The sequence below is a fragment of the Sphingobacterium sp. UBA2480 genome (assembly GCF_002341965.1).
Classification (GTDB): Bacteria; Bacteroidota; Bacteroidia; order Sphingobacteriales; family Sphingobacteriaceae; genus Sphingobacterium; species Sphingobacterium multivorum.
In genome coordinates, this window is record NZ_DDPA01000007.1 from 784,726 (window position 1) to 797,614 (window position 12,889).

The following is a 12,889-nucleotide window of genomic DNA, read 5'->3' on the forward strand; positions in this document are numbered from 1 at the left end:
TCGCTGAAAATATACCGGTCAACCTAAACCTATTTTATACGAAATCAATGAAATTAAAATTACTAATTGCAACGGCTATTGTATGTCAATCGGTATCGTCGTTTGCACAAAAACAAGTCCTTAAGAATGATCTTCGCGCGCCTGCCTATCCTTTAGTAACAATTGACCCGAATACAAGTGCCTGGTCCTATAGCAACGAATTGAATGCAGATGTTGTACGCCATTGGACCGGAAAATCCTTTCCCTTATTGGGCGTCCTTAAAGTGGATGGAAAACCCTATCGCTTCCTGGGCAAAGAAGAGGCTGAACTCTTGCCTTTGGCCCGGATGGGCGAACATGCGGCTTGGACGGGAAGTTACGTTGTCAGCGAACCTGCCTCAGACTGGATGAAACCTTCATTTGATGCACGGCAATGGAAAATGGGGGCAGCGCCATTCGGTACCAAGGACAAAGAACCCAATGTGGAGACTGATTGGCAGGAACCTAAAATTTGGGTTAGAAGGGAAGTTGAACTGACTGAGGATCTTACGGGCAAATCCGTATATATCGAATTTACACATGACGATGACGCTATTTTGTACGTCAACGGTATTGAGGTTGCTAATACAGGCAATTCGACAGGTAAAAATAGTCGGGTCAAGCTGCCCGAACATGTCGTAAAAACATTGAAGAAAGGAAAAAATATACTCGCGGGTTATTGCTATAATAGGGTAGCGAATGGATATTTTGATTTTGGACTCTTTACAGAAAAAGAAGGTAGTATTCAATTCGACAATGAAGCGAATCAGATCACTTCCAATGTGCAGGCAACACAAACACATTATTCGTTTAACTGCGGGCCCGTGGACTTAAATATTACATTTACTGCGCCGATGTTTTTGGATAAATTGGACTTAATGGCTAGACCCGTAAATTATCTTTCCTATACAGTCCATGCGAAGGATGGCAAGAAACACCAGGTACAACTTTATTTGGAGGCGGCACCAAATTGGGCACTGAATTCTCCTCTTCAAGATGCGACAAGCAGTTCCTTTATTTCCGGAAATCTCCAATTTGTAAAGACAGGAAGCAAAAGCCAGCAGGTTCTAGGAAAGAAAGGTGACGACCTACGGATAGATTGGGGGTATTTCTATATGGCAGGTGCAAAATCAAAGACAAAGTCAGCGGTCGGAAGTAGCCATCAATTACGCTCTAATTTTCTGAAGAGTGAAAATAGCTCTTCTCCAAATGGAGGGCAACAATTGGCACTGATGCAAACTTTTGATGTCTCATCAAGCTACCAGGATAAGATCTTGTTGGGCTATGATGACCTGTACTCGATCCAATATTTTGGACAAAATTTACGACCTTATTGGAATACCAATGGAAATAGTTCCATTGAGAAACAATTTGAACTGGCCGACAAAGAGTATACTGTTCTCAAAAAGGCTGCTGATAAATTTGATGCCGAATTATGGGGTACAGCTTTGCGCAACGGAGGTGAGGACTATGCTGCATTATGTGCCTTGGCCTATAGACAGGCAATCGCCGCTCATAAACTTGTAAAAGCACCCAATGGCGATCTGCTTTTACTGTCCAAGGAAAATGATAGCAATGGGTCAATAGGAACTGTTGATGTAACCTATCCTTCGGCTCCGATTTTCCTTTACTATAATCCAGAACTGGCAAAAGCACTAATGAACGCCATTTTTTATTATAGTGAAAGCAATAAGTGGACAAAACCTTTTGCTGCGCATGATGTTGGGACCTATCCTTTAGCGAATGGCCAAACTTACGGTGGAGATATGCCTGTCGAAGAATCGGGAAATATGCTGCTATTAACTTATGCTTTAGCGAAGGTGGAAGGCAATGCCGCTTATGCCAAAAAACATTGGAAAGTGTTGTCTACCTGGGTAGATTATCTAGTCGATAAAGGTCTTGACCCCGAAAATCAGTTGTGTACAGATGATTTTGCAGGCCATTTTGCGCATAATGCCAATTTATCCATTAAAGCTATTTTGGGTATTGCATCTTACGGTTATCTGGCCCAAATGCTTGGTGAAGAGGCTACGGCGAAAAAGTATTTGACCGAAGCAAAAGCAATGGCGATGAAATGGAAAAAGATGGCCGAAGATGGGGATCACTACAAGTTAACTTTTGATAAAAGTGGAACCTGGAGTCAAAAGTATAATATGGTCTGGGATAAATTGCTTAAGATGGATATTTTCGACCCTTCTATCCGTGAAACTGAAATTAAATACTATCTCGGCAAACAAAATAAATACGGACTTCCCCTGGACAACCGTCAGCCTTATACCAAAACCGATTGGATTATTTGGACGGCGACTATGGCAGATGATAAGCCTACCTTTGAGGCATTTTTGAAGCCAGTCTACCGTTTTATGAACGAAACAACCGATCGCGTTCCCATGTCGGATTGGACTTATACAGACCGTCCTAAAAGAGCAGGATTTAAAGCACGATCTGTTGTTGGCGGGTATTTTATCAAAATGTTGGAAGAGAAATTGGGAAAAGCAAAATAGCTTTTCCTATGATATAGAAAATAATATAAATAGAATAATAAGATGTTGAATGCAATGTTGTTCAGATATTGGATTGGCGGAGTTGTCGTACTGAACCTGTTGAGCTCCTGTGGAAGCGCTACAGGTTCAGTGAAGCCGTCGGAACAAATAGCAAATGCCACGGCTCAGCATAAAACCTATAGCAATCCGGTTTTTGAGCCCATACTTGCTGATCCTACAGTCGTTAGAGATCCACAGCGCAAAATGTTCTATGCATATGGGACAGCCGACAATTGGGGCGACGGAAAGGGACAACGTCTGGTGTCTATTCTACAATCCACCGATCTTGTAAACTGGACATGGATCGGAACCGCTTTCCCAACTAAACCGGGTTGGAAAGCAGAAGGCGGAATCTGGGCCCCCGATGTGGTGCAGTTAAATGGTAAGTATCTTTTATATTATGCCTATTCCACATGGGGTGATCCCAACCCCGGTATAGGTGTAGCGCTTGCCGAAAAACCAGCGGGACCATTCATTGATCAAGGTAAACTTTTTGATAGCAAGGAAATCGATGTGCCTAATTCAATAGACCCTTATTTTTTTACTGAAAATGGGCAGAACTATCTATTCTGGGGCAGTTTTAGCGATGCGAGTACGCAGGGTACATATGGTGTTGAACTGGATAAAAATGGGACAGCGGTACCCGATTTAAATAAAAAATTTAAAGTTGCCGCAGGAGATTTTGAAGCCGTTGTGATTCATAAACGGAAAGGGTACTATTACTTTGTCGGGTCCAAAGGCTCCTGTTGTGAAGGAGAAAAAAGCAGCTACCATGTTCTTGTGGGGCGCTCTCGCCATCTGAAAGGGCCCTATGTGGATCAAGAAGGCCGCAACCTTACACAGCGGGGGAGTGGAACACTGTTGTTAAAAGGAAATGATAAATTTGTGGGGACGGGCCATACTTCGCGCATTATTACAGACGACAAGGGAAAAGATTGGATACTCTATCATGGTATAGATCCAAAACAGCCTCGTGTGGCTACGGGAGGAAATCGCCGGATGCTATTTTTGGATCAGATTGTCTGGGATAAGGACTGGCCAAAAATTGAAGGGACAACCAGCAGTGTTGCGCCACAACCAGCACCAACGTTTAATATTAAATAGAATTTTCAATAGCTAGCAGCGGATCTTCGATCTTCGTCGGTCTTAATTTTCGCTGCCGATAAAAAATATGGTACATCAAACGAAGAAACATTTTGAACTTCTTGACGCCATGCGTGGGGTAGCCGCAATCGCAGTCGTCCTGTTTCACTTTATGGAAATTGCACAACCGGATTATCGCAATAGTTTTATTCCACATAGCTATTTAGCCGTTGATTTTTTCTTTTGTTTATCGGGTTTTGTCATTGCCTATGCCTACGATCAGAAGCTGGCCACAATCGGTCTAAAACGATTCTTTCTCTTGCGTTTGCTGCGATTGCACCCATTGGTTATCATCGGTACGTTGATTGGTTTATTCGCATTTATTTACGATCCATTCAGCAGTTTGGCTGGCTCATTTTCTGTTTTGCAAAAGATGGGGATGTTCATCAGTGGGATAACGTTGATTCCATACCCGGTTGTACCAGAACGCTATTTTAATCTTTTTCATTTAAACCCACCTACATGGTCGCTATTTTGGGAGTATATCGCTAATATAGCCTATGCTTTGGTACTGGTACGGATTCCAAAAAAGTTTCTTTGGGGGATAGTGCTCCTTGGTGCAGCAGCGCTATGCGCCGAATCATTTCGTTCGGGCTATTTAGCTGTCGGTTTTGGAGCAGACAACTTTTGGGCTGGTGGAATTCGTTTATGGTTTTCGTTTTCAATGGGACTACTTATTTTTAGATCGAACTGGACCATTTCCAACAAGCTTCCTTTTTTCAGTGTTCTAGGTCTACTTGCCGCCGTATTTTTTATTCCATTTTCTGAAGCTTATGGTAAATACTTTGATCCTATTGTCGTTATCTTCTATTTTCCTTTACTACTCCTAATGGGGATAGGAGGGCAGCCTGTGTTTGGAGGGGTCAAGAAGTTATGCAAGTTTTTAGGTGATATCTCCTATCCGCTCTATATCATTCATTATCCATTTATCTGGATTTTTATGAGCTATGTAGAACTCAATCACCCATCGAATAAGCAAATGGCTGTGATTATTGTTATTGGAATGCTGTTGTTGATTTTTTTATCTTTATTAGTCTTTAACTATTTAGATGAGCCTATTCGGAAATATTACGGTCGAAAACTAAAGTAAATGGCGATGAAGCCAGCTACTGATGAACTGGAATACCTCCATTTTGCAGTCTTCATTAAGAATTTCATGCCGCATGCCTGCATATAATTTAAGGGTTATATCGGTCTGTCCCTGTGCCCTTAACTGTGCCGCACTTTTTTCAACGCCTATGCCAAAATCTCCAATTGGATCATCCTGTCCGCTGATAAATACAATTGGTAGGTTTTTTGGGATATTCTTGGTAGCCTCGATAGCTGTCGCTTGCAAGGAAAGGTCTAATACGGTATGAAACCCATTGTTGGTAAACAATCCCCCACAAAGAGGATCTTCCAAAAATGAAATACGGTTTGTCTTGCTTATGCTTAACCAATTGCTGTTATTTTGGTTAGGCTCGTTCTTAAACCGAGCATTATTACGTCTGTCAAAAATGCGATTGATCAATTTACTTCTTCCTTTAGGGGCAATACTATTGAGAAGAGTGAGTAAAAGGCGAAAGGCTATGGATCCTTTTTGACGTTGGCCTGTCCCCACGATAATGGCCCCCTTAAATTGCCGACCAATTTTTTGTAAAACACAACGTGTGACAAAGGATCCCATGGAATGCCCTAAAATAAATTGAGGCAGTTGCGGATAGGTTTCACGTAAGAAGTTACTCATTGTAATGGCGTCATCAATAAGTTGTTTTTTAGCCCCATGCTTTTTAAAATAACCCAATTGATCGACCTGTAGCGCCGTTTTTCCATGGCCCAATTGATCGTAGGTTAAAACCGCAAAATTCTGTGTAGTCAGATAACTGGCCAATTCTTCGTACCGACCACTATGTTCCTGCATGCCATGAACCAAGAGTAATGTTGCCACTATTTGATTGTCGTCGGGTACATACAGACGATAGAAAATTTTATGTTCAGGTTCAGTCGTTGCGCTGATTGTATAAAAATTGGAAACTACCTTGCTCATTATACCACTTTATTTTAAGTAAAGTAAGATAATTTTAGTGCATTTGCAAGTTTAACAATCTTCTTTCAGATGTTGTTCGGATGAAGCCGAAAGCCTTTCAGGGCAATTGATCAATAAAAATTAGCACGATTAATTTTTGTGGTTTGGGAATATTTTTTAGATTTGCATTAATTTAGAATTAATTTAAATAAAGTAGTTGGTCTATTTTAAACATGGGCTTGTCTGTATGCAGAAATTGTTGCAAACATCGAATTCGGAACGCATCCATGTTCTAAAAATATACGCGTTTACACATATTCTGATGAAACCAACACGATATATTCCGACCCGTGTTATCGTATAATTAAAGCTCAATTTGCAGAATAATTGAGTAGGGAATGAATAGGTTATGTTGCTCCATCACCTTCAAAAGACAAATAAAAGAATGAAAAAGACACTTTTGGCAGCTTTATTATTCGCTGCATCTTACGCACAGGCGCAGACAAACTCGTTGATGAACGGCGAGTTCTGGAAGGGCAAACCTACATTGACCGTTGTTAAAGCAGAAATCAGCAAAGGAAATAGCCCTTCTCAGCCGAATGCGGCATCCTTTGATCCGGTCACTATGGCTATATTAAATGGTGCTCCGACTGATGTCGTCAAATTCATGATCGAACAAGAAGGGAATAGTGTAACCAAGAAGACACATCACAGCCGTAGTTATTTACACTGGGCAGCGTCAAGTGGAAATGCTGAATTGGTCGATTTTTTAATAGCGAAGGGATCTGATGTCAATTACCAAGATAGCCATGGTTACCCAATTGTCGCTTATGCAGCTTCAACAGGAAATACAAATACTGCTGTGTATGATGCCTTGTTTAAAGCAGGTGTGAATCCCAAACAGAAATATGAAGGTGGTGCAACTTTGATGATGCTTGCAGCGTCTGCAGACAAGGACCTGGCATTGACGGATTATTTCATAAAAAAAGGATTATCTATTCAAGATAAAGATGAGTCGGGCCGTACGGTAACGGATTATGCTGCTAAACTTGGAAATACCGCGCTTATGGAGAAATTCATCGCCCGTGGTGTAAAGCCAACCAACAATGCGTTGTTTTTTGCGACTCAAGGTTCTAGACAAGCTTCTAACGGTTTGGCGGTTTATACCTATTTGGTTGAAAAGTTCAAATTGGATCCTAAGGCGGTAAATAAGGAAGGTGCTACGGTACTGCATGCTTTGGTTCGTAGGCCAGATATGGATGTGATCAATTATTTTTTGGATAAAGGTGTAGATGTCGCAAAAGCTGACAACGAAGGAAATACGGCACTTATGGTGGCTGCTAGTGGTAAAGATGCTAAATTGGTCGAGTTGCTGCTTACTAAAGCGAAAAATGTGAATGCTGTAAATGAAAAAGGAGAATCTGCATTGACTAAAGCAATAGCAAATGGAACTCCTGAAGTAGCTGCGGCATTGGTTAAAAATGGAGCCGATACCAAGGTATTGGATAAGGAGGGCAATAACTTAGCGTTCTATTGGTTTAATTCTTACAAGGAATTGCCACAGGGGGGCAGACCAGGTGGTCAGGGAAATGTGTCACAAGGGGATGAGTTTAAAGAAAAATTAGCGATCCTTAAGACGAACGGATTGGACGTTATTGCTCCGCAAAAAAATGGTAGTACATTGTATCATTTGGCAGTAGCCAAAGAGAATGTGAAGCTTATCCAGAAAGCTAGCGAACTTGGAGTAGACATTAACGCACAAGATAAAGAAGGAACGACGGCACTACATAAGGCAGCTCTCCTAGCTAAAGACGATTCCATATTAAAAACATTGGTTTCGCTTGGTGCAAAAAAGGAATTGAAAACAGAATTCGATGAAACAGCTTATGACCTGGCGAAAGAGAACGATTTCTTAGCTAAGTCCAATGTGCAGCTTGACTTTTTGAAATAAGACAACATCGTATTTCAGTGGTATTTCTAATCATATCGATGAAATATCCCGATAAATAATAGAAATATTGGTAACGCTGAACGGACTACGGATACCTTAAAATTAGATACAATTGAAGATGAATAACATATTTAAAACAACGATAGCCACTCTTTTATTTTCAATGGCAGCCCTAAGCTCTTTCGCACAGGCAGCTAAATATAAGTGCATGATCCAAATGAATGCCTACGAAGGTGAGAAAGCCTACGTCGTGATTTCACTGATTAATCCTAGTGGAGCTTACGAAAAAACACTCGCCGTATTGGGATCTGATAAGCAATGGTATAATACGATCAAGGAATGGTACAAGTTTCAAAATAAGACCAAAGAGAAGCTAAATGCGGTGACGGGTGCGTCAGTTGGTGGCGGTGACCGTGCCATGCGTACATTGGATATTGACGAATCGAAGTTCAACAAAGGGTATAAACTCCGTTTTGAATCTGCTGTAGAGGAACAAAAATATCATACTGCCGATGTTGAAATCCCTTTAACAAAAGAAGCCATTACCGAAAAAGCGAACGGCAAGGGATACATCAAACTTGTCAAGTTAAATAAAATACAATAAAAGAGGGGTAAAAATGCTGGTATCTATTTGGAGGTATGCACATTTAGCCTTAGCTATTGTTTCTTCTGTCTTTTTACTTTTATTATCGATAACTGGCGTAATATTGGCCGTTGACGCTGTCAACGAAAAAATTCCACCTTATCGGGTTGAACATATTGAAACTTTAAACCTTGCGCAGTCCGTAACAGCCTTGCGCAAGGTTTATCCCGAAATCATAGCGATTTCGGTAGATCACAATCAATTTGTGAGTATTGATGCCATAGACGCTGATGGCAATACCGTGAAGGGTTATATTGATCCGAATACCGGGCGTCTGCTTGGTCCCCAATTGAATAAGTCCCAATTTATTCAATGGGTTACAGCTTTACACCGCTCGCTCTTTCTGAAAGTGACCGGCCGGGTGATTATTGGTGTGGTTTCATTTCTGTTGTTTCTTATTACTATTTCAGGAATTGTTCTGATTGTTAAGCGTCAACAGGGCGTTCGACACTTCTTTGCCAAAATCAATCGGGACTTTTTTGCCCAGTATTTCCACGTTGTTTCAGGACGTTTATTTTTGATACCAATTTTGATATTGGCCCTAACTGGTACCTATTTATTCCTGGTACGTATTGAAATCTTAAAAAAGCCGAATCAAACCATCGAATATCCCAATAAGATGAAGGAAGATATCGAATTGGAGGTGGCAAAATTTTCAATATTCCAAAATACAAAACTTGTTGATTTGAAGACCTTGGAGTTTCCGTTTATGGAAGGCGATCCTGACGAATATTTTGTATTGAAGCTTCGCGATCGGGAATTGACCATCAACCAGTTGAATGGAAGCTTGCATAAAGAAGTCAAGTACCCCTTTACTGCATTGGCCGAAGAGTTGTCTTTGGACCTTCATACGGGTAAGACCAATATTATATGGGCTATTGTACTGGGGCTCGCATCGTTGAATATTGTGTTCTTTATTTATACAGGGTTCGTCATTACATTCAAGCGCACGCGTACAAAAATCAAGAATAAATATAAACCTGAAGAAGCGGAGATTGTTATTCTTTTCGGAACGGAAAATGGAAGTACGCTGTTTTTCGCCAATCAGATCCATAAACAGCTCTTGGCGGATGGGCAAAAATCGTTGCTGCTCGGAATGAACCAATATCAGTGCTTTCCAAAGGCAAAACACTTGCTTGTGTTTACTTCGACATACGGGCTAGGAACAGCACCCTCCAATGCACTTCAATTTGAACAAAAGCTCAATAGCCATCCACAAAAACAAGATGTACAATTTTCGGTTCTCGGCTTTGGTTCAAAAGCCTATCCCGATTTTTGTGCTTATGCGCGCGAAATTGATAGTTTACTAGAAAAACAAGGTTGGGCTTCGCGTTTAACAGACTTACATACCGTTAATGATAAGGATGTTGATGAACTTATTTCATGGATACATGACTGGTCTTCGCAGGCCACTATTGCACTCGCTTCTGCACCAGCTATTTATAGTGCTAAAGTTGTCGGACTGACGAAATTTAAGGTGGTAGCGAAGTCTGCTGTTTCAGCGACTAACACGACCTTTACTTTAGTGCTGAAGCCTGCAAGTAAAATTAACATGCAATCGGGCGATTTATTGGCAATCTATCCCGCGCAAGATCAACGTGAACGTTTTTATTCGATCGGCTACAAAGATGGAATGGTGCAGCTCGTGGTGAAATTGTTTCCTGATGGATTTGGTTCTAGCTTCCTCTATCGATTGGAACCGAATCAAACCCTCCAGGCACGTGTCATGGTTAATCCAAGTTTTCATTTCCCGAAAGCAGCAAATGCAGTCGCTTTAATTGCGAATGGTACAGGGGTAGCACCCTTTCTTGGCATGATTTCAGAAAATGAAAGTAGGACGCCTTTGCGTCTGTATGCTGGTTTTCGCCATCGAAATGAAATGACTGCGCACTATGTGGATTTTGCTGATGAGCAGATAAAGCTGGGACATCTGCAGCAGCTTGAACTGGCTTTTTCGCGCGAGGAAAATCCACAATATGTCATGGACCTGATCCGTCGGGATGCGCTATATTTTGTCGAATTGCTTGAAAAAGGAGGTTGTGTATTGCTTTGTGGTGCATTGCGTATGCAGCATGATGTTGAACATACTTTAAATGAACTTCTCCTGGCGCATGTCGGCAAAACTATTGCCGACTACAAAGAAAGTGGACAAATCTTAACGGATTGTTATTAGTAAATTGATGGTACAATGGTAAATCCCGTCACGAAGACTACTTTTGGTATAGATCGACTTTATAATTCCTTTTTGGATCAATCTCATGAAGAACAATAAACAATGTGTCCTGCTTTTAATGCTCTGCTTTGTGTCCATTACTTCGGGGATTGCGCAGGTCTTGGTCAAGCGGCAGGTTACCCTTATGGGCTCTGTTTTTGAAATCAGCTTGGTAGATCGGGATAGCGCGATTACAAATCAGCATATCGATGAAGTCATCTCCGAAATAGATCGAATAGAAAACCTGATTTCAGAATGGCGTCCGCAAACCCAAATAGCAGCGGTGAACCGCAATGCAGGGATTAAGCCCGTTAAGGTGGATAGGGAAGTTTTTGAATTAACAAAGCGAGCGATCCAGTATGCTCAAAATTCAGGCGGAGCCTTTGATATTAGTATTGTTGCCTTGGATAAAGTTTGGGTATTTGATGGTAGTATGACCACGATGCCTACGGAAGATCTGGTTAAAAGGTCTGTCGCCAAGGTGGGCTATCAACACATCCGTCTCGACAGTGCATCTTCGACAATTTTTCTGGAATTGCCCGGTATGAAGATCGGTTTCGGCTCGATCGGGAAGGGCTATGCTGCTGATCGTGGCAGGGACATGATGAAGGCAAAGGGAATTGAAGCAGGTATAGTTAATGCTTCCGGAGATCTTTCGGCTTGGGGAAACCCACCCCGGGGGGACGCCTGGAAAGTGGGTGTAAACAATCCGTTCAAACCCCATCAAATGGTCAAAGTTCTTCATTTGAATGAAATGGCCGTAGCAACTTCAGGCAGCTATGAGAAATACGCGGAGATCAATGGGAAACGGTATTCACATATTATAAATCCAGTGACAGGTTATCCAGCTACGGGATTAACTTCAGTGACGATTTATGGACCTTCCGCCGAGATTGCAAATGCCCTCAGTACCTCAATCATGGTACTTGGTGAGAAAGAAGGAAAAAAATTAATTCAGCGTTTCCCAGCATACCGTTATATTTTTATTACCGATAAAGGTAAAGTCATTCAGCAGCGGTGGAAGTAATAGACCACACAGCATCATTTTTTTTCTGAAAGTGTCTAATCTTATTGGCCAGAAAGAACCTTCAGTTTGCTTTCATTGCTGTTGGTGTCTGCGAAGTCATGAAGGTTTTGTTTTATTCCCGATAAAGTAGGTTGAATGCATCAGCTATTAGCTGATTATCTCGTATCTTTATCCTAACAAAGCGTATACGAAAGAAGACGGTAGAGAACGTGTGCTTATTGGTCAGAAAGTTGAAGTCAGCAAGAAGAAAGATTCATGAAAATAATTTAAAGTAAAAGTTTGACTAGTTCGTCTATGCTGCTATGGACATTGCATACCAAAATCATATGGCAGAAAAAAATTCCAGATCATTTACGGATATCGTTAAGACTTATGGAAGTCAGCTGCTACGTTTTGTTAAGGGAAGGGTAAAGAAAACGGAGGATGCAGAAGATATCTTACAGGAAGTCTGGTATCAATTTAGCCGTTTGACCAATATGGACGAATTGGAGAATGCGGGAGCATGGCTCTATGCTGTCACACGAAATAAGATTACAGACAGCTACCGGAAAAAGAAAAGTGAATCGCTTGATGAGCTTATAGCGGGTGACGAGGATAGCGAAAGTACGTTTCCTATTCGTCAGCTCCTTTTAGCTGATGACTCCAATAATCCTGAGCTAAAATTATTTAAGGATATTTTTTGGGATGAGCTGATGAAAGCATTGGAGGAATTGCCGGAAAAACAACGTCGGGTTTTTGTGCTCAATGAACTGGAAGAGAAAACTCTTCAGGAAATTGCAGTCATGGAAAATGAGAACCTAAAGACGATTATCAGCCGAAAAGGGTATGCAGTGAAGCACCTGAGAATACGGTTGCGAAGTTTGTATGAAGAATTAAAATTTTAAAAGGATTAAGCTATGAATGGAAGAATGAAAAGACAGCGGAAGGGTAAATTCGCTTTTATGGTTGTCGCTATCATCGTTGGTGTTTTTTTGTTGGTAGCATTACTACAATATTTGTGGAATACAGTAATGGTTGATATTTTCAATCTGAAAGCAATTACCTATTGGCAGGCGCTGGGACTCTTTGTCTTGTCGAAAATCTTGTTCGGCAGGGGCTTCGGTAAACCGGGAGGTGGCCGATTCCGACGGGATGTTCCGCCTCAGATGGAAAAAGGAGAAGATCTTTCCGATGAGGAAAGGGAACGTTTGCGGGAGGAATGGAAGCGTCGTTTTGGAGGGCGATGCGGGTTCTGAAAAAAAGAATAAAAATTTTAAAGTAAAAACTGTTGTTGGGCGTCTTCTTCTATAAAGGCGCCTTTTTTTATGCCGATATCCTGATGGTAAACAAGTAACAGAACGCGAGGAT

10 protein-coding genes are annotated in these 12,889 nt (G+C 41.4%); 9 read left to right on the forward strand and 1 reads right to left on the reverse strand.

The genetic code is table 11. The annotated features are described in order from the left end of the window. The first annotated feature begins 47 nt into the window (after nt 1–47). From B3600_RS16360 to B3600_RS16370, 3 genes are all read left to right on the forward strand, one after another. Nucleotides 48–2,522: a glutaminase family protein gene (locus B3600_RS16360; RefSeq protein WP_286753715.1), complete on the forward strand. Its 2,475-nt coding sequence runs from the start codon at nt 48–50 to the stop codon at nt 2,520–2,522. A 54-nt stretch (nt 2,523–2,576) separates the two neighbouring features. Beyond that, on the forward strand, nt 2,577–3,665 hold the full coding sequence (locus B3600_RS16365; RefSeq protein WP_286753716.1) for a family 43 glycosylhydrolase: 1,089 nt from the start codon (nt 2,577–2,579) through the stop codon (nt 3,663–3,665). Nucleotides 3,666–3,732: 67 nt separating this feature from the next. Then, nucleotides 3,733–4,794 (forward strand): acyltransferase family protein, encoded by a 1,062-nt coding sequence (locus B3600_RS16370; RefSeq protein ID WP_286753717.1) that lies wholly within the window; start codon nt 3,733–3,735, stop codon nt 4,792–4,794. Here the strand turns inward: B3600_RS16370 and B3600_RS16375 are convergent. Then, complete coding sequence (locus tag B3600_RS16375) at nt 4,786–5,730, reverse strand: alpha/beta fold hydrolase (protein ID WP_286753718.1); 945 nt, start codon at nt 5,728–5,730, stop codon at nt 4,786–4,788. The genes B3600_RS16370 and B3600_RS16375 overlap by 9 nt on opposite strands. A 424-nt stretch (nt 5,731–6,154) precedes the next feature. Between B3600_RS16375 and B3600_RS16380 the strand changes: the two genes are divergently transcribed. The 6 genes from B3600_RS16380 to B3600_RS16405 all read left to right on the forward strand — a co-directional run bounded on the left by B3600_RS16380 (nt 6,155) and on the right by B3600_RS16405 (nt 12,777). After that, the gene (locus B3600_RS16380) at nt 6,155–7,660 is read left to right on the forward strand and encodes an ankyrin repeat domain-containing protein (protein WP_286753719.1); all 1,506 of its coding nucleotides are present in this window, start codon (nt 6,155–6,157) and stop codon (nt 7,658–7,660) included. Nucleotides 7,661–7,778: 118 nt separating this feature from the next. Then, nucleotides 7,779–8,264: a DUF2271 domain-containing protein gene (locus tag B3600_RS16385; protein ID WP_070567915.1), complete on the forward strand. Its 486-nt coding sequence runs from the start codon at nt 7,779–7,781 to the stop codon at nt 8,262–8,264. 13 nt (nt 8,265–8,277) lie between these two features. Then, on the forward strand, nt 8,278–10,476 hold the full coding sequence (locus B3600_RS16390) for a PepSY domain-containing protein (RefSeq protein ID WP_286753720.1): 2,199 nt from the start codon (nt 8,278–8,280) through the stop codon (nt 10,474–10,476). Nucleotides 10,477–10,561: 85 nt separating this feature from the next. Beyond that, complete coding sequence (locus tag B3600_RS16395) at nt 10,562–11,542, forward strand: FAD:protein FMN transferase (RefSeq protein WP_286753721.1); 981 nt, start codon at nt 10,562–10,564, stop codon at nt 11,540–11,542. A gap of 326 nt (nt 11,543–11,868) precedes the next feature. Beyond that, a complete protein-coding gene (locus B3600_RS16400; RefSeq protein ID WP_201303555.1) occupies nt 11,869–12,426 on the forward strand; it encodes an RNA polymerase sigma factor in 558 nt (185 codons plus the stop codon). Nucleotides 12,427–12,438: 12 nt separating this feature from the next. Further along, the gene (locus B3600_RS16405; protein WP_286753722.1) at nt 12,439–12,777 is read left to right on the forward strand and encodes a hypothetical protein; all 339 of its coding nucleotides are present in this window, start codon (nt 12,439–12,441) and stop codon (nt 12,775–12,777) included. Nucleotides 12,778–12,889: the final 112 nt, after the last annotated feature.

What these genes read in the sequence shown, in the direction of transcription:
- B3600_RS16360 (WP_286753715.1), top strand. Translation starts at nt 48, where the DNA reads ATGAAATTAAAATTACTAATTGCAACGGCTATTGTATGTCAATCGGTA.
- B3600_RS16365 (WP_286753716.1), top strand. Translation starts at nt 2,577, where the DNA reads ATGTTGTTCAGATATTGGATTGGCGGAGTTGTCGTACTGAACCTGTTG.
- B3600_RS16370 (WP_286753717.1), top strand. Translation starts at nt 3,733, where the DNA reads ATGGTACATCAAACGAAGAAACATTTTGAACTTCTTGACGCCATGCGT.
- B3600_RS16375 (WP_286753718.1), bottom strand. Translation starts at nt 5,730, where the DNA reads ATGAGCAAGGTAGTTTCCAATTTTTATACAATCAGCGCAACGACTGAA.
- B3600_RS16380 (WP_286753719.1), top strand. Translation starts at nt 6,155, where the DNA reads ATGAAAAAGACACTTTTGGCAGCTTTATTATTCGCTGCATCTTACGCA.
- B3600_RS16385 (WP_070567915.1), top strand. Translation starts at nt 7,779, where the DNA reads ATGAATAACATATTTAAAACAACGATAGCCACTCTTTTATTTTCAATG.
- B3600_RS16390 (WP_286753720.1), top strand. Translation starts at nt 8,278, where the DNA reads ATGCTGGTATCTATTTGGAGGTATGCACATTTAGCCTTAGCTATTGTT.
- B3600_RS16395 (WP_286753721.1), top strand. Translation starts at nt 10,562, where the DNA reads ATGAAGAACAATAAACAATGTGTCCTGCTTTTAATGCTCTGCTTTGTG.
- B3600_RS16400 (WP_201303555.1), top strand. Translation starts at nt 11,869, where the DNA reads ATGGCAGAAAAAAATTCCAGATCATTTACGGATATCGTTAAGACTTAT.
- B3600_RS16405 (WP_286753722.1), top strand. Translation starts at nt 12,439, where the DNA reads ATGAATGGAAGAATGAAAAGACAGCGGAAGGGTAAATTCGCTTTTATG.